We start from the raw sequence: 18022 nt of genomic DNA on the forward strand, positions 1-18022 counted from the left end.
GCTTACCCAAAAACTGTTTTCAGTAAAGTATCCAGCCCGTGTTCCCGTGCCCGGATCACAACACTGGAGCGTCCGGACAGGCCCGGCGTGGTAAAATGGCCCATCACTTTTCCCTGAACGCTGTCATCCACTTCAAAACTGAAAATGTCCTGCAGCACGATGGTGTCGCCTTCCAGCCCCATAATTTCGCTGATTTGAGTGATCTTTCTGGAACCGTCATGCAGACGGTTGGCCTGAATTATCAGGTTCACTGCGGAAGTAATATTGCGACGAATGGCTTCAATAGGCAGGCTAAGGTTGGCCATCATCACCATGTTTTCCAGACGGGCCACCGCATCACGCGGAGAGTTCGCATGCAGTGTTGTCATCGAACCGTCATGGCCGGTGTTCATCGCCTGCAGCATTTCAAAGGTTTCCCCCCCGCGACACTCCCCGACGATGATCCGATCCGGACGCATACGCAGGGTATTAATCATCAGATCCCGCATAGAGATTTGGCCGCTGTTCTCCGCTCCCGCCATGCGTGTTTCCAGGCGGACAACATGCTGCTGCTGCAACCGTAGCTCCGCGGCATCTTCCAGGGTAATAATGCGTTCATCACTATTAATATGCTGCGACAGAGCATTGAGTAAGGTCGTTTTACCGGAGCCGGTCCCCCCGGAGATGACTATATTGCTCTGGCAACGCACCGCGATAGAGAGGAAGTTAGCCATCTGTTCATTCATTGCGCCCCAGCTCACCAGGTCCCTCAATGTGCGTGATACCTGGCTGAACTTACGTATGGAGATCGACGTCCCGTCCAGCGCAATGGGATTGATCACCACATTCAGCCTGCTGCCATCACTCATCCTGGCATCCACCAGCGGCTGGGATTCATCAACACGGCGGCCGACGCGACTGACCAGGCGCTTGGCAATCTCGGTCAGCTGCTGGTTATCAACAAACTTTTTACCGGTAAAGACCAGCTTCCCGCCCCGCTCCACAAAAATCTTATCCGGCCCGTTAACCAGAATGTCGCTCACCGATTCGTCTTCCATCAACTCGCGCAGGGGTCCGACCCCGAGAATTTCATCGGCCACGGCGGAGGCCAGCTCACGCGTCTCTTCCGCCGGCAGATACTGGTTCAGCTCAACACTCATCCGATGGACTGCCTGAGAGATCTCACGGATCAGTGCCGTACGATCGTCCATCAGCTTATCTATCTGATCCAGATCCAGCCGGGGCAGCACACTGCTTCGCAGACGGCGGGCCAGCGCTTCATATTTAGGGTTCATGATTAATCAGACTTCCTTGTCAGACGCTGTTTCAGCACGGATAACAGAGAGGGTTGAGTGATTTCTTTTTTCTTGCCCAGTAACAGATAGGTCATGCTTTCCAGTATCGGACGGAATTTGCCATTAACCTCCAGACTCAAAGAGGGATCACCGGCTTTCAGCATATAAGGGATAATAATGTCGGCTTGCTGACCGACAAGATCCCCCATTTCCCGGGCAATCACTTCGCCGTTAATCTTCGGATGATGCTGATTAAAACAGAGGTAAAGACGTTTAATACCGTTATTACTGTTCTGCAGGTGCGCATTCGCTTCGATAATCTTTTTGGCGATGCGGATAGAGGACAGATCCCGGTCGCAGATCAGCAGGACGCTGTCAGAATGAGTCAGTATATTTTCGATATTTTCATCAGAGGCGTTATACGCACTGAAATCAAAAACCACACACTGATGCCGGTCGTATAACGGATTATTAAAAAACCAGGCATGATTCGGTTCTTCGTACATGGCGAAGAAATTATTCTGCAGCAGCGTCACCTCATTACTGATGGCTACCCGGGAGATCAAATCCAGATTGCGGCTGCCACCGCAGCCCTGTACCAGTAAGGTCGGTGATTGCCTGATCCGCGCGATATTCTCTGCAATATGATAGCTCAGCCGCGAGGTACCAATCCCCCCTTTACAGCCGAGGATGGAGAAACGAATAGCGCTGTTTTGATCGCGAAATGGCTGTTTACCGGAGGCCAGTAATGCACCTATCGCATTAAGCTGAGACGGATAATGGCAATAACTGATCCCATGCTGCATAAAGCTGTCGGCCCGGGTCAGGGAGTCCTGTTTACCAATAGCAATCTGAATCGCACTACGGGAAATATGCAGTTCCAGCAAACCGGCGATCACTTCGACATCATCCTGTTCACTGACTTCAAAAATCACCACATCCACGTTGCCGGATTCTGTATATTTCTCAAGTTGTGAAACCGTCCCGGTGAACTGTCGTACCTCTCCGGTATTACGGATAGCCAATTGCTCGCAGACGCTATCCATCACCTCCGCATGGTCGGCTATCACCAGTACCCGATCAGCAGACTGAGCTGCCTGCTTTTCTGTATCCGAAAATAACAACATCAGACCTCCCTGTCGCTCAGTGACTACCTGCTGAATTTATTTCAGAGATACGGCGATTATTTTCAACCGCACAGCCCATGCGGGAGTCACTGTCGAAACGAAAATTACTTTCCTGCAACTGACACAGCGTATCACGCTCCCCCGGGCGGAGAAGTACGGTCACTATCCCCGGAGTGGTTCTGTTTTCACGGGCAGGTATTTTCTCTGACCGTATACTGTTTTCCGGCACGCCGGCCGTGATAAGACGTTGTTTCAGCTGGCCGACAATATCGTCGGCATCGTTCAGATACCATTGCAGAGAAATCGTACCCGACACGTAACGATGAAATGAGACGACTTCTGAGACCAGTATTTCCTGGTCAATATCACTGCGGCCCTGTAACGTAAAGCGATATCCCTCGCTCGCCATTACCCCGCAACTCCATAACGCGATTAACAGCAGGATCCCTTGCCGCATAACTGCCTCACTAGTAAATAAAACCACCCTGTTCAAGGAAACTGACAACATTTTTGCCGCCATTGTCACCGGAAAAACTATGAATATTGAAATACCGCTCCAGTAAGGTACTGCGTTGCCATGCCGGTAAGGTCACCTGAGAGGAAGACACCGGACGTACCAGATTGACCGTGGCCACCACCACTAATTCTGTTTTTTCGCGATGTGCCGAAGTCGAACGGAAAAATGCTCCCAGCACCGGAATGTCGCCGATAAAAGGTACCTTTTTCAGCACTTCCTGTTCGGATTCACTCAGCAGGCCAGCCAGTACAAAACTCTCACCATCCGCCAGTTCAATGGTGGTTCTGGCCTTACGGGATTTCAGTGTGGGCAAATAGTAGGATTCAGAGGTTGTAGTATTCTGGCTGTCAACATTGCTGACTTCCTGATAAATCATCAACCGGACTTTCTGACTGTTTTCCACCTTCGCGCCCAGCGTCATGCGAACACCAATTTCTTTATATTCGACACTGCTGCCATTTGAAGAACTGGTCACCACAGGAATTTCACCGCCGACCAGAAAATCTGCCGTCTCTCCTGACAGCACCGACAAATTAGGTTCGGCCAGTACCCTGGCGACCGATTCATTACCCAGTGCATGGATCATAGACGTCAGTTCAGAGGCATTAAATTTCAGCTTATTGAGTACAAAATTTCCGACACTGCTGGCTTGCCCCCACTCAATGCCGAGGCTATCACTGTAACTTTTATTGAGTTCGACCACGGATATTTTCACATTCACCTGATTGGCCTGAGGCAGACGCATCCGGTTCTGCAATTTCTTGTAGCTGACACGATTAAGTAGTGCGACATTGACACTCCCCAGGCTGTCCGTACTCATCTGTGTGGTGCCGGTGTCACTTTCCATACCCAGGGCCTCACCGACTATCTGATAAATAGCGTCGCGGCTTTCTTCATCCACAGCCACGCCTGACAATACGTAGCTTTCGCCGACTTTACGGAGTTCTATCGTGGATCCCGGGAACTGATCCTGGATCTGTGAGGCGAGTTTACCGACTAAAGGATCAACCACCACTTTGATCTTACGGGTGGCATCATTCTGGACTAACAGGATCTCACCGACACCATTCTGGATACCGTAAATCACGACTTCACGATCGCTTATCAGGTTGTAGTCCACGACTTCCGGGTCGGTGGTAAATACCGTGTCTATCACTGTATTCACTTTCAGCGTCCTGGCTCCGCCTTTTGAAAGATAAAGAGTTTCCGCAGTGACACTGAGCGGAAATAACAGGCAAAACATCAGTAAGCATTTCAACCACACTTTTCCGGCAATACCTGCGGAAAATCTGCTGTCGGGGCGTTTCATTGTGCTTTTCCTTGCATTTTACCGGGGGTGACCTTGGGTTGCTCTTCCTTAACAACCGGGAACAGCACCAGCTCATAATTATTCGTAACCAGAAATAACCGTTTCAGATCAGCCTGGCTGAGTTCGAGATCGACACTCAGTGAGCCTTTCCCCGTCGATTTATCATCAACCTCAATCAGCGACTGACGGGCCAGCAAAGAAGCACTGGCTTTTTCAGGCCGGCTGATCACCCGTCGTGCTTTAAAAATACGAAACATATTCAGCCCGGACTCACCGTTGAGCAGCGACTGACGGTGAGTACGCTGACTTCCCGGACGCTGAGCATCAAAACGGAGATACACATCCACCCTGTCTCCAGGCCGGAGATGCTGGATAGCGCCGGTATAGCGCTCGTAGATCAGCGCGCTGTAGCGGATCATATGTTTTCCGGGCTGCTGATTTATCGGGTCGATCAGGGTAATTTCCCCGGCAGAAAGACGTTCACCTGCCGCTTTATCCACCTGCAGAAAATATCCTACTGGCGAGTCCGGCATCTCTGTCTGGCCTGCCTCTGCCGTTATGCCAGCCTCTGCCGGCGGGCTTTTATGACGGGTAATATCATCGTCTGTCAGACGACTACCGGCACTCAGCGCCCGGGTGGTAACGAAATACGTTACCTGTTTCTGTGTTTCCTCAGTGTCAGCCGACGGTGAGCTGTCTCCGCTCATAAGCAAACCACTGACGCCAACCACAAGTAACAGAACCGCGATAATAACTAACAGTCTTTGATTCACTGTTCATCCTGTTTATCCCAAAAGGTGAAATAAATATCCGCAACTAATTGCAACCCCATAGGGTAATGTTATTTTATGACGACTCCCTGTCATCTTATGGAGCAATACTGTTACCAGGATCAACGGCAAACCCGACAGTGTGATGAGAAAAATGAATGCCGGGATGTCTGCACCGGGTAAAGACAGGCTCAGTGCGGCAATCAGTTTAATATCACCGGCCCCGATAATATTTGCCAGTACCAGTAATACACCTGTGACGAATATCATTAATGTCCAGATCAGATTAACCGGTTCAGGATGCGTTAATGTCGAAATAAAAGACAACAGTGCAATAATAATGACTGTCCTGTTTTTTATTTCCCTGAACATAATATCGGTATAACAGACACTGATCAGTAACAGCAGTATCATGGTCAGACACAGAGTATTTATCATCTGTTTTATTCACAGGATAAGGAGGGCAGACCTTCCCTCCTTATAATTAAAATTCAGTCGTTACTTGATAGTGCCATTAATATTATTGGATAGCGTATTAAATTTATCGGTTATCGCCTTGACGAAAGAACCATCGTCACTTCCGAAAACAGTCAATAACATCGCACTTACTGCAACGGCGATGACAGCATATTCTATGGCTGTTACGCCGTTCTCTTTACGCATCGCCTGGCAGATACGACGTCCGCCCTCACTGAGGGCCATCTGGACTTTCAGAGATAATGAAGTCAGTTGTTCAGTCATTAGTCATCATCCTTAACTTTGAAATATAAAAAACAATTAACATTTATTGTCGATATGACAATGCGGTTTTCAGCACTGTACGATGATAATACGTTGACAAAAATAATATTCAAGCGACAGGGAGTATTAATAAAAATGACAGTGTACCGATATTATCTGTAAACTGACACACAGCCTGATTTTCAGGCCTGACCGACAAAAACACCCATTTCATGTCGTGTATTTTTCTTATTTACCCCGTTCAGAAACGATACCAATGTAAATGTTTTAGCTGTTATCTTTACATGAAGTGATAATTATTCCTTTAGATATTCACCAATATATTTAACAAAGCAACAATAAAGAGTCCGAAAGCATCTCATCACGTTTAATTTATGTTGCGACAATTTATAATGTTATGCTATGAATGTCAGAATTAATCTCTTAATTCAGTACCATTCATAGGGAACATGTATCGATGCTGACTAAACAGACAATAAAACAACAGATGATTGATGACATCAGTCAGATGATAATTATTGGCACATTAAAAAAAGGAGATTTCCTGCCTTCTATTCGTACCATGGGCACCCGGTACAAAGTTTCGCGAGGCACTGTATTACTGGTCTATAAGACGCTGGAATCTCTGGGCTATATCCAGGGGCATGAACGCAGCGGCTATCTGGTGACTGGCGGGTTCCTGCCTGCGGCTTCAGAGTCTAAGCCGGTCAGAAATCCCTCAGTAGCTACGGAAAAATATCCGGAAGAAAAAAAAAGACACTGGAATTTTCTCAGTGGTTGGGATGCAGCAACCGCGTGCAGTTACCCAAACACTTTATCCGTCGCTGGTTTGAAGAGAGCGGGACGCTTTCACACCCCACGAACGGTGAATTGTCAGATAAAAATGATCAGTCGCTGAAAAAAAATCTCTGCCGGTTTATACGAATTTCCCGCGGAGTCACCCTGCAGCCGGAGCATCTTTTTCTGCTACCGGGGCTACAGGAAGCCTTGTTACTGATAGCGAAAAGTATCGCGGTAATTCGCCAGCAACCGGTACTGCTGATTGAAGACCCCTGCCCGCCAAATATTCGTGAATTATTCGAGTGTTTAGATTTCACCGTCATTCCCATTGGCGTCGATAGTGAGGGCATTCGGGTGGAAGACTTTCCGGATAGCGGCGCTGATCTTATCTTTACCTCACCGGCACACCAGTTTCCGATGGCTATCCCTTTGGGTGAGTCCCGACGTAAAATGCTCAATGAATGGGCCTCCCGTCATGACTCTCTGATCATCGAAAATGACAGTTTTGCCATGCTGGGGTTCGGTCAGTCAGTGATCCCGACACTCAGTCATCGTTATCCGAATCCGCGGATTATTTATCTTACCCAGCTTTCGGAACTGACCGGCAGCGGAATGAATGTCAGCTGTATTGTTGCCCCTCAGCCATTGATGCAGCCCCTCCGGACGCTGGCTCCATTGCTGGTCAGTGATATCCATCCTCTGACCCGGTCGTTACTCAGCGCATTTCTGGAATCCAGCCGTTTTATGAAATATCTGACCAGTAGTATGCAGTCTAGACGCCAGAAGGCTGCGCTGGCTCTGGGCGGGTTACAGTATCTGCCGGAACCTTGCTGTCACGGACAGGAAAATGCCAGTTTCTACACCTTTCACGCTGATATCAATGAACTGCCTGAAGGACTTCTCGATCGCTATTTTTTTCCGGTGAATCTGTTCCGTCATCCGTCAAGAGCAGGTATGTATAGCAATAACACTCTGGTTTATCCGTTTGGTTTACTGAGCTGTAATGAAATAGAAAAAATCAATTATCAGCTACGCCTGTCGCAGCAACGTTCAGTCACTGCCGGATAACGAGGCACTCCCTGTTTGCAGGTATAAAAAAAGCCCCTCCGGTCTGCCGGAGGGGCTATTCAACGAAGATAAGGAAAAGGCTTATGCCTGACCTTTGATCTCTTTACGGCCGTTAAACTGCGCTTTATGGCCCAGAGCTTCTTCGATACGGATCAGCTGGTTGTATTTCGCAACACGGTCAGAACGGCTCATTGAACCGGTTTTGATTTGACCAGCCGCAGTCCCTACCGCCAGGTCAGCAATAGTCGCATCTTCAGTTTCACCGGAACGGTGTGAAATGACCGCGGTGTAGCCGGCATCTTTTGCCATCTTAATGGCAGCCAGCGTTTCGGTCAGTGAACCAATCTGGTTGAATTTAATCAGGATGGAGTTAGCGATACCTTTTTCGATACCTTCCTTCAGGATTTTGGTGTTGGTCACGAACAGGTCATCACCCACCAGTTGCAGCTTATCGCCCAGAACTTTAGTCTGGTAAGCAAAACCATCCCAGTCAGATTCGTTCAGACCATCTTCGATGGAAACGATAGGATACTGCTGAGTCAGTTCTTCCAGGTAATGGGTGAATTCCTGAGAGGTAAAGGTTTTACCTTCGCCTTTCAGTTCATAGTTACCGGTTTCTTTGTTATAAAACTCAGAAGCCGCACAGTCCATCGCCAGAGTGACGTCTTTACCTAACTCATAACCTGCCGCTTTAACCGCTTCAGCGATAACCGCCAGCGCTTCAGCATTGGATGCCAGGTTAGGGGCATAACCGCCTTCGTCACCGACTGCAGTATTCAGGCCTTTCGCCTTGAGTACTTTCGCCAGGTGATGGAAAACTTCAGAACCGATGCGGATAGCTTCTTTGATGCTGGAAGCGCCTACCGGCTGGATCATGAATTCCTGAATATCGACGTTATTGTCCGCGTGCTCACCACCGTTGATGATGTTCATCATAGGCAGTGGCATAGAAAACTTGCCGGCAGTACCGTTCAGTTCAGCAATGTGAGCGTAAAGAGGCAGGCCTTTAGACGCTGCAGCCGCTTTTGCCGCTGCCAGAGAAACGGCCAGAATCGCGTTAGCACCGAATTTAGATTTATTTTCGGTACCGTCCAGATCGATCATGATTTTATCGATATTGGCCTGGTCTTTCGCATCTTTACCTGTGACTGCTTCAGCAATGGGTCCGTTAACAGCCGCAACTGCTTTCGTGACACCTTTGCCCAGGAAACGAGATTTATCGCCATCACGCAGTTCCAGTGCTTCACGGGACCCCGTAGAAGCGCCTGACGGTGCAGCTGCCAGTCCAACGAAACCACCTTCCAGATGTACTTCTGCTTCAACAGTCGGGTTACCACGTGAGTCGATAATTTCGCGACCGATGACTTTTACGATTTTGGACATTCGTTTTTCCTCAGTACAAGTTAAGCTAAAACTTCTTAATCCTAAGACAAGCAACGCGCGAAAAGTTCGCGCGTTGCAGTGATAAGCTTACTTCGCCAGACTTTTCTGATGCTCAACCGATGCTTTGACAAATCCTGAGAACAACGGGTGACCATCACGCGGGGTCGAGGTAAATTCAGGATGGAACTGGCAGGCCACAAACCACGGATGGTTAGGGTTTTCAATAATTTCTACCAGCTGGTCATCTCCGGAACGACCCGCAATCCGCAAACCTGCCGCCTCGATAGGCTTCAGTAACAGATTATTCACTTCATAGCGATGACGATGACGTTCAACAATCGTTGATGTCCCATACATCTGACGCACCAGGCTGTCATCAGACAACTGGCAGGCCTGGCTTCCCAGACGCATGGTGCCGCCAAGATCGCTCTTTTCATCACGCACTTCAACACGACCTTCTTCATCGCGCCATTCAGTGATCAATGCAACCACCGGCGATTTACAGTTCGGGTCAAATTCCGTTGAGCTTGCCCCGGTCATACCGGCAACATTACGCGCAAACTCAATTAACGCAATCTGCATACCGAGGCAAATCCCCAGATAAGGGATTTTATTCTCACGGGCATACTGAGCTGCAAGAATTTTGCCTTCGATACCCCGGGTACCAAAACCGCCAGGGATCAGGATAGCATCCAGTCCGTTGAGTAACTCAACACCACGGGTTTCGATATCCTGAGAATCAATCAGTTTGATATTCACTGTGACGCGGTTTTTCAGACCCGCGTGTTTCAATGCTTCAATCACTGATTTGTAAGCATCCGGCAGTTCTACATATTTACCGACCATACCGATAGTGACTTCGCCACCCGGATTGGCTTCTTCATAAATGACCTGTTCCCATTCGGAAAGGTCAGCCTGCGGTGCATTCAGATTAAAACGCTTACAGATAAAGTCGTCCAGGCCCTGAGACTTCAGCAGTCCCGGGATTTTATAAATAGAATCGACATCTTTCAGTGAGATAACCGCTTTCTCTGCCACGTTACAGAACAGCGCAATCTTAGCGCGTTCGTTGGCTGGGACGGCACGATCTGAACGACAAATCAGTACGTCCGGCTGAATACCAATCGACAGCAGTTCTTTTACGGAGTGCTGAGTCGGTTTGGTTTTCACTTCACCGGCCGCCGCCATATAAGGAACCAGCGTCAGGTGCATGTACAGGGTATGTTCACGACCCACATCGACCGCCATCTGACGAATGGCTTCCAGGAATGGCAGTGATTCAATATCACCGACGGTTCCGCCGATTTCAACCAGTACCACATCATGGCCTTCGCCGCCTTCAATAATGCGCTCTTTGATGGCATTAGTGATGTGCGGGATCACCTGAATGGTCGCCCCCAGGTAGTCACCGCGACGTTCTTTACGCAGAACTTCAGAGTAAATACGTCCGGTAGTAAAGTTATTACGGCGTGACATACGGGTACGGATAAAACGCTCGTAATGCCCTAAGTCAAGATCCGTTTCTGCACCATCATCAGTGACAAATACTTCACCATGCTGAGTCGGGCTCATGGTGCCTGGATCGACGTTAATATAAGGGTCGAGCTTCATAATGGTCACTTTCAGACCACGAGCTTCAAGAATAGCTGCCAGGGAGGCTGCAGCAATGCCTTTACCCAGAGAGGATACGACCCCGCCGGTCACAAAAATATAGTTCGTTGTCATGCTGAACCTGAGAGTTAAGGTTTAAAGACGGTGGAATCACCAGGACGGGAAAACAGTATACCCGAAAGCCGCATCCGCCACAATTGATGATTCATTGACTCTTCACTCTGCGTAACCGACACTTTACGGCAAACTCTCGCCGCTATACTTGATTTTCATCACAATTTTGTGGGTTTTTCGCAAAAAGCTGAAACGAGTTAGCCTGCTGAATAAAAGTTATTTATCACTTTCTGATGGCGGATTGATGACGGACGGAGTAAAAACTGCGCGACTTAACACCGCAGGCTGAAGCAACCGCTCTGCCGGAAGGTTATCCACGCGGAACCGGGCCGGCCGCCGGGATCACAGAAAGCCCGCTCACCGGATAGCGCATCTTCTGGCCACGGAAAAGTCAGCCGGGAAAATCAGAGGCGTTGTGCAGAGGGTTGCCTGTTAAATAGTCTCAGGATTTTTCCTGCTGTTTTACCTGCTGCCAGGCCGCTTCCATCTGCTCCAGGGTTGCCCCCGGCATCGTCAGTCCTTGTGCTGCAATAATGCTTTCGACCTGACGAAACCGTTTTTCGAATTTATCATTCGCTTTTTGTAACGCCGTCTCGGCTTTACTGCCAAGATGACGGGAAAGGTTAACCGTGGCGAACAGCAGGTCCCCTATTTCCTCCTCCAGCCGCTGCGGGTTAATCTCATCGCGGCTGGCCTCTTCCATCACCTCAGCAATTTCTTCATGCACTTTGTCCAGTACCGGCCCGGTTTCATTCCAGTCAAAACCGACATTGCTGCAACGTTTCTGGATTTTATAGGCCCGCATCAGGGCTGGCATTGCCCGGGGAATATCATCCAGCGCGGAATGCTGCGACTTATCCTGTCGCTCCTGCTGTTTCAGCGCTTCCCAGTGCTGATTGATATCTTTCACCTGTTTATCCTGCGGTGAGGCAAAGATATGCGGGTGCCTGCGTTCCAGTTTACTGCTGATGCTCTGACAGATATCGCTGAAATCAAACAGATTCTGTTCCTGAGCCATTTGTGCATAGAACACGACCTGGAACAGCAAATCGCCCAGTTCTTCCCGCAGTTCAGTGAAGTCCCCACGCTGAATCGCATCAATCACTTCATACGTTTCTTCTAAGGTATACGGGGCAATGGAGGCAAACGTCTGCTGTTTATCCCACGGACAACCGTGTTGCGGGTCACGTAATTGCTGCATAAGGCTCAGCAAATGCTGTAATGAGGATTCTGATGTGTTCATGGCATTCTCAACGAAGGAGGGCAAAACCATCCCCGGTCAGCCAGAGGCTGACCGGGGATCGGAGGCCGGTTAATGACGGCGTTTGGCATCGATAATGTCAGGCACCTGATTCAGACGGGCAATAATACGGCCCAATACCTGCTGATTATAAATTTCGATATCCATGTCGATGGTGGCGAGCTGTTTTTTCGTATCGCTGTGGCTGGAAACCCCCAGTACATTCACCTTTTCATTGGCCAGAATGGTCGTAATATCACGCAGCAGACCGCTGCGATCATTGGCAATGACCCTCACCACCAGTGAATATCCGCTGGAATAGCTCTCACCCCAGACGGCATCGACAATACGTTCCGGCGCATGATTCGTCAGCTCCGCCAGCTGATCACAATCGGCCCGGTGGATAGAGATCCCCCGCCCCTGGGTAATGAAGCCGACGATATCGTCCCCCGGGATAGGCTGACAGCAACGGGCAATATGGTGCATCAGATTACCGACGCCCTCGACCACCACGCGGCCACTCTCTTTTCCGGCATTGTGATTACTGTGTGATTTCTGAGTCAACTGACGCAGGGCTTCCCTGTCTTCTTCCTCGGCTGTCGGTTTATTCAGCTTGCCCTGCAGATAGTTCACCATCTGGTTAAGCCGGATGTCACCGCCACCAATGGCCGCCAGGATTTCATCCATAGAGGTCATGTTATAACGCGGCAACAGCAACTTTTCCGCCTCTTTCAGGCTGATATCCAGATGGCTCAGTTCACTGTCCAGAATCTGCCGTCCGGCCAGGATATTTTTATCGCGATCCTGTTTACGGAACCAGGCATGCACTTTGGCACGACCACGGCTGGTAGTAATATACCCGAGGTTCGGATTCAGCCAGTCCCTGCTTGGGTTCGGCTGTTTCTGGGTAATCACTTCAACCTGATCACCCATCTGTAACTGATAGGTGAAAGGCACAATCCGTCCGCTGATTTTGGCACCGATACAGCGATGTCCGATATCACTGTGGATATGGTAGGCAAAGTCCAGCGGTGTCGAGCCGGCAGGCAGGTCGATGACATCCCCTTTCGGCGTAAACACATACACCCGGTCGTCAAACACCTGACTGCGGACTTCCTCGAGCATTTCACCGCTGTCAGCCATTTCTTCCTGCCAGGCGATCAGTTTACGCAACCAGGCAATACGCTCTTCGTGACCCGCCGCACCACGGGTATTGCTGATGCCCGGACCTTCTTTATATTTCCAATGCGCAGCGACCCCCAGTTCAGCATCTTCATGCATCTGCCGGGTACGGATTTGTATTTCGACCGTTTGCCCGCGAGGCCCCAGGACCACGGTGTGGATAGACTGGTAGCCGTTAGGTTTAGGGTTGGCGACATAGTCGTCAAACTCACTGGGCAGGTGCCGGTAAAGAGTATGCACGATACCCAATGCGCCATAACAGTCCTGCAGGCGGTCAGCCACTATCCGCACGGCACGTACATCAAACAACTCATCAAAAGACAGGGCTTTCTTTTGCATCTTGCGCCAGATGCTATAGATATGTTTCGGCCGCCCATAGACTTCAGCCCTGACGCCTTCCCGGGCCATTTCCTGACGCAGATTATCGACGAAATTTTCGATATATTGTTCGCGATCGACCCGCCGCTCATGCAGCAATTTAGCGATACGCTTATATTCTTCCGGGTGCAGATAGCGGAAACAGTAATCTTCCAGTTCCCATTTTAACTGACCGATCCCCAGGCGGTTTGCCAGCGGCGCATAGATATTGGTGCTCTCTTTCGCCGCCAGAACTCGTTCATCTTCCGGCGCATCTTTCATTTCGCGCAGATGGGCGACCCGCTCTGCCAGCTTGATCACCACACAACGGAAGTCTTCAACCATCGCCAGCAACATGCGGCGGACATTATCCACCTGCTCAGAGGCCATTGAATCGTTATGGGTCGCTTTCAACTGGCGGATGGCATCCATATCCCGGACACCATGCACCAGCGAAACAATTTCCCTGCCAAACCGCTCTTCCAGTTGCTCTTCGGTGACCACCTCTTCGTTAGCCAGCGGGAACAGCAACGCAGCGCGCAGTGTATCGTTGTCCATACTGAGTTCGGTCAGTATTTCGACCATCTCGATACCACGCCACAGTAACATCGGCTGAAGAGGATGGTGACGGGTCCCGGTTTCGCAATAACGCCAGCAGTCCGCCAGTCGCTGACAGGATTGCTCATTGGCGATCCCCAGACTGGCAATCCACTGTTCGAGGGCAAATTCCCCTGCCGTATTCATATGCGCACTTCTTACCGCAACCATAACTTCTCCTGCATGACGGCCTGCCTGGCCGTTTAGGTTCTGCTGAACAGCACCATGGATTCCAGATGACTGGTATGAGGGAACATATCCAGCATCGTCACCCGTTCCGCAATATAGCCTGCTGCCATCAACGGCTCACTGTCACGAGCCAGAGTGGCGGGATTACAGGACACATACACTATACGTTGTGGTGCCAGCGCAATGATATGCGCCATTATTCCGGCGGCACCGGCCCTTGCCGGATCGAGCAAAACTTTGGTGAACCCCTGCGATGCCCAGGGTTGTCCTGTCACATCCTGTTCCAGATCGTGCCGGTAGAACGTGACATTATGTAAATCATTATCCTGCGCATTATACGCAGCCTGCTGAACTAATGTTGCTACCCCTTCAACACCGACAACATTCTCAACATACTGCCCGACAGGCAGGGTGAAGTTCCCCATTCCGCAAAACAGGTCCAGCACCCGGTCGCCGGGCTGCAATGCCAGCCAGTCGATGGCCGTAGTCACCATTTGCTGATTCACCTTGTCATTGACCTGGATGAAATCCTGCGGACTGAAAGAAAGCTTCAGGTTATGCGACTGATAATAAGGCATTTCTCCGCAAATGTGTTGCAGTGTGTTGTTGTCCGGTGCAAGAAACAACATTAACTGATGGCTTTGCGAAAATCGTTCCAGTTTTTCTTTATCTGCCACAGAAAAGGGTTTCAGATGGCGTAAAACCAGCACCACACCATTATCTGCCTGTACCAGCTCGGCATGTCCGAGATCCCGCGCACCCTGTAATCCGCTTAAACACTGTCTCAGTTCGGGCAGCAAACGCTCCAGGGGTTGCACCATAACAGGGCATTGACGGATATTCACAATCTCGCTGCTGCCACTTTTACGAAACCCCATCTCCAGCCGCTGCTGTTTATTATCCCAGCGCAGGCTCAGCCGGGCACGTCGCCGGTAATGCCAGCTGTCTCCGCGGATCACCTGTTCCACGTTCAACGGTTGCGAACTGTTGTGATTCAGCATTCTTTCCAGTGCATTCTTTTTACTTTGCTGCTGGAGTGCCTCACTGACGTGCTGCTGCTGGCAGCCCCCACATTCACCATAATGAGGACAACGTGCAACCACCCGGTCAGGACTTTGCGTGAGGAGTCGGGTTGCTTTACCGCGGGAATAGTGACGTTTATCTTCCTGCACTATCACCTGCACTTTTTCTCCGGGCAGTGCACCGCTGACAAACAGGGCTTTTCCCTGATAACGCGCCACGCCCTGACCAAACGGGTCAAGCTCATCAATCGTTACCGTGAGTTCTTTGCGGGGCTTCGCGCGCCTGGCAGCGGAATAAAATTGCACCATCAGTAATGTGTTCTCTTAATATGGCAGATTATCAGAGGCATGCCGGGGATCCCGGCAACAGAATGTATTTTACCCGTTCCGTAAAATTCTGCAGATAATGATACGGAAAAACAGGCGAAATGTAGCGTAAAAAAGACAAATACATTAACAAATCTTTCCACTTGTCGTCAGCCCTGCCTGCCGGGAAAAGGTCATATTACCAGGGATAATCATGAAAAGCTGAGTATTGCCGGTCTCTGAAACCGCCGGCATGGCAGATTGCCTGAAATGCATCGGTGGCTGACAGAAACAGCGTCGTCACCGGAAAGAGTGGCAGAAAAGAGCTCTTTCTGCCTTGCGGGAGGTCGGGCGCATAAACGCGGGCAGGAAAGGCTCTCCTGCCCGCGTTTATGCAGACTACAATAAGGTTATCCAGTGTTCTACCCAGGGTAATGCCACCTCTTCGGGTACCGGGTGCTCCTGCGCATCAATCAGCAGGATCTCACCAATACGCTGTGCCTGGTGCTCCTGCAACAACTGTTCAAAAGCCTGACCGGCCCCGCAATACTCCTGATAACTGCTGTCCCCCAATGCAATCAGCCCGTAACGTACTGTTGGCTGGTAACCGCACTGGTCTTTCATATCGCTATAGAGCCTGGCGATAGTGTCCGGAAAATCGCCCTGCCCGGTCGTGGAGGTAATAATTAACCGGATTTGCAGGCTTTCATCCAGCCACTGACTGAGTTCAGGTTCTTCATACAGGTGAACCTGGTGTCCGGCGGCTTCCAGCAATGGCTGAGCTTCTTCGGCTATAAGCTGTGAATTGCCATACACGGTGCCGATAAAAATTCCGATACTGGCCATTACTGCTCCTCCGTCGCTGGCGGGTCTGTCAACAGGGCGGACCGGGGTAAGTCCGGTAACTGCGCCTGCCAGTCAAAATGCTCAAAGGCCGTTTGCCAGACCGTATCCAGACTTGCATGCAGGCGTAATGGCTCCCCGGTCACCGGGTGCGTTAGCATCAGCCGGGAGGCGTGTAACATCAGTCGCTGACATCCGAAATGTTCGGCGGCACCGCGATTCTGACGTAAATCCCCGTGATTAGTATCACCGATAATAGGATGCCGCAGGTGCGACATATGGCGACGCAATTGGTGCTTACGACCGGTTTGCGGAGTGAGTTCCACCAGAGTGTAACGACAGGTGGAATAGCGCCCGATAGGCACCGGCATTTCAACCTGTGCCAGTGGCTGATAACGAGTCAGAGCAGACTGAGGTTCGGTAGGTGCGGCAGAATGTTTATCTGCAATCTTATCCCGCTCTTCCATCAACGGATAGTCCAGTACCCCTGCCTCTGTCAGCCAGCCACGCACGATGGCATGATAGGTTTTTTCCAGCTGATGCTGTTCGAACTGTTGTGATAACAGCCGTGCAACCTCGGAAGATAATGCGAAGATCAACACCCCGGACGTCGGGCGGTCGAGACGATGGACAGTAAAAACATGCTGGCCTATCTGGTCGCGCAATGTCTGCATGACGAAAGTGGTTTCATGCCGATCCAGCCAGCTGCGGTGGACAAGCATACCTGCGGGCTTGTTGACGGCAACCAGCCACTGATCCTGATAAATAATTTCAAGCATTAAGGTGTTTCTTGTTCAAAAAGACCATCAAGTTGCCTTAAGGTCAGTAACAATACCGGACGTACGCTGAGCTGAGGCTCCAGCGCCATTTCAAAATAAGGGGCGATGGCCAGTTTTTCAGGTAACCCGGCTCCGGCATCGATAATCGCCGTCATACGGGGAATGAAAATCCACTGTAACCATTCCAGAGGATGCAGGGTATCCAGGCTGAAGGGCTGGTCGCTTTGCAACGCGCTCTCTGCTGGCGCCGTTTCCTGCCATAGCTCATGGTCCCGTAAGATCTGTTCAAGTTGCGACAGTCGCTGCAGGACAATATATTGCTCAGCCACCGGTATTCTCCTATTCCTGATAAAAACCGCGCCAGCATATCATTACACAGGGGAAAAGTGATGAGCATAAAAAAGGGAGTACTGTAAAAATACAGTACTCCCAGTCTGTTCGCAGCAATCCGGCTACAATCGTGCTCCCTGCGTTCATTGAGCTTTATCAGTATCCGCCTGGTCATCCTGACCGGACTTTCTGGCTCAATGCGTCACTGTCTATCCCCGACAGTAACTTCCCTCCTGCGGAGGGGGGTTTAGCTCAGGCAGAGCAGGTTACTTCATCCTGAAACAACCTTACGGTATCTGACATCCATAACAGATACCACCATCCCTGGGTTGCTTTCATCCTGAAAACAAGTAACTTCCCCGGCCTCCTGCCAGTAGGTGCCATTCTGTCAGAGTCACCATTTTCCGCAACGAGATTTTTACAGTAAAAATCTTAATTAGCGTTATAATTCAATATCCTTTAAAGTAACCTTATGAAATAGGA

17 protein-coding genes are annotated in these 18022 nt (G+C 50.1%); 2 read left to right on the plus strand and 15 right to left on the minus strand.

What is annotated here, in order from left to right:
- Positions 1-2 precede the first annotated feature (2 nt).
- The 7 genes from GTPT_RS15170 to GTPT_RS15200 are packed head-to-tail and all read right to left on the minus strand — an operon-like array spanning position 3 to position 5738.
- A complete protein-coding gene (locus tag GTPT_RS15170; protein WP_025902613.1) occupies positions 3-1274 on the minus strand; it encodes a TadA family conjugal transfer-associated ATPase in 1272 nt (423 codons plus the stop codon).
- Positions 1275-1276: 2 nt separating this feature from the next.
- On the minus strand, positions 1277-2401 hold the full coding sequence (locus tag GTPT_RS15175; protein WP_029989885.1) for a CpaE/TadZ family protein: 1125 nt from the start codon (positions 2399-2401) through the stop codon (positions 1277-1279).
- A 16-nt stretch (positions 2402-2417) separates the two neighbouring features.
- The gene (locus GTPT_RS15180) at positions 2418-2858 is read right to left on the minus strand and encodes a hypothetical protein (protein ID WP_025902615.1); all 441 of its coding nucleotides are present in this window, start codon (positions 2856-2858) and stop codon (positions 2418-2420) included.
- A gap of 10 nt (positions 2859-2868) precedes the next feature.
- On the minus strand, positions 2869-4227 hold the full coding sequence (locus GTPT_RS15185; protein ID WP_025902616.1) for a type II and III secretion system protein family protein: 1359 nt from the start codon (positions 4225-4227) through the stop codon (positions 2869-2871).
- Positions 4224-5000, minus strand: a complete 777-nt coding sequence (locus GTPT_RS15190) for an SAF domain-containing protein (RefSeq protein ID WP_025902617.1) — start codon at positions 4998-5000, stop codon at positions 4224-4226. Before GTPT_RS15190 ends, GTPT_RS15185 begins: the two co-directional genes overlap by 4 nt.
- Before the next feature lie 12 nt (positions 5001-5012).
- Positions 5013-5435: an A24 family peptidase gene (locus GTPT_RS15195; protein ID WP_051170717.1), complete on the minus strand. Its 423-nt coding sequence runs from the start codon at positions 5433-5435 to the stop codon at positions 5013-5015.
- Between the two features lie 60 nt (positions 5436-5495).
- On the minus strand, positions 5496-5738 hold the full coding sequence (locus GTPT_RS15200) for a Flp family type IVb pilin (protein ID WP_025902619.1): 243 nt from the start codon (positions 5736-5738) through the stop codon (positions 5496-5498).
- Between the two features lie 457 nt (positions 5739-6195).
- Here GTPT_RS15200 and GTPT_RS15205 point away from each other — a divergent pair, with 457 nt between their 5' ends.
- Together GTPT_RS15205 and GTPT_RS15210 are read left to right on the plus strand one after the other, a co-directional pair.
- The gene (locus GTPT_RS15205) at positions 6196-6636 is read left to right on the plus strand and encodes a GntR family transcriptional regulator (protein ID WP_038011725.1); all 441 of its coding nucleotides are present in this window, start codon (positions 6196-6198) and stop codon (positions 6634-6636) included.
- The gene (locus GTPT_RS15210) at positions 6534-7586 is read left to right on the plus strand and encodes an aminotransferase-like domain-containing protein (RefSeq protein ID WP_156097540.1); all 1053 of its coding nucleotides are present in this window, start codon (positions 6534-6536) and stop codon (positions 7584-7586) included. The genes GTPT_RS15205 and GTPT_RS15210 overlap by 103 nt, the downstream gene beginning before the upstream one ends.
- A gap of 81 nt (positions 7587-7667) precedes the next feature.
- Here GTPT_RS15210 and eno read toward each other — a convergent pair whose 3' ends face one another.
- From eno to GTPT_RS15250, 8 genes are all read right to left on the minus strand, one after another.
- Positions 7668-8969: a phosphopyruvate hydratase gene (gene eno, locus GTPT_RS15215; RefSeq protein ID WP_025902621.1), complete on the minus strand. Its 1302-nt coding sequence runs from the start codon at positions 8967-8969 to the stop codon at positions 7668-7670.
- An 87-nt stretch (positions 8970-9056) separates the two neighbouring features.
- A complete protein-coding gene (pyrG, locus tag GTPT_RS15220; RefSeq protein WP_025902622.1) occupies positions 9057-10694 on the minus strand; it encodes a glutamine hydrolyzing CTP synthase in 1638 nt (545 codons plus the stop codon).
- Positions 10695-11136: 442 nt separating this feature from the next.
- Positions 11137-11937 (minus strand): nucleoside triphosphate pyrophosphohydrolase, encoded by an 801-nt coding sequence (gene mazG, locus GTPT_RS15225; RefSeq protein ID WP_029989878.1) that lies wholly within the window; start codon positions 11935-11937, stop codon positions 11137-11139.
- A gap of 69 nt (positions 11938-12006) precedes the next feature.
- A complete protein-coding gene (relA, locus tag GTPT_RS15230; RefSeq protein WP_025902624.1) occupies positions 12007-14241 on the minus strand; it encodes a GTP diphosphokinase in 2235 nt (744 codons plus the stop codon).
- A 32-nt stretch (positions 14242-14273) separates the two neighbouring features.
- Positions 14274-15590 (minus strand): 23S rRNA (uracil(1939)-C(5))-methyltransferase RlmD, encoded by a 1317-nt coding sequence (gene rlmD, locus GTPT_RS15235; protein WP_025902625.1) that lies wholly within the window; start codon positions 15588-15590, stop codon positions 14274-14276.
- 396 nt (positions 15591-15986) lie between these two features.
- Positions 15987-16433, minus strand: coding sequence for a flavodoxin (locus GTPT_RS15240; RefSeq protein ID WP_029989876.1), 447 nt, complete (start codon positions 16431-16433; stop codon positions 15987-15989).
- A complete protein-coding gene (gene truC / locus GTPT_RS15245; protein ID WP_025902627.1) occupies positions 16433-17209 on the minus strand; it encodes a tRNA pseudouridine(65) synthase TruC in 777 nt (258 codons plus the stop codon). The genes GTPT_RS15240 and truC overlap by 1 nt, the downstream gene beginning before the upstream one ends.
- Positions 17209-17538 carry a YqcC family protein gene (locus tag GTPT_RS15250; RefSeq protein WP_025902628.1) on the minus strand — a complete coding sequence of 110 codons (330 nt, stop codon included), beginning with the start codon at positions 17536-17538 and terminating at the stop codon, positions 17209-17211. The genes truC and GTPT_RS15250 overlap by 1 nt, the downstream gene beginning before the upstream one ends.
- Positions 17539-18022: the final 484 nt, after the last annotated feature.

The organism is Tatumella ptyseos ATCC 33301 (assembly GCF_000735525.1).
GTDB classification, from domain to species: domain Bacteria; phylum Pseudomonadota; class Gammaproteobacteria; order Enterobacterales; family Enterobacteriaceae; genus Tatumella; species Tatumella ptyseos.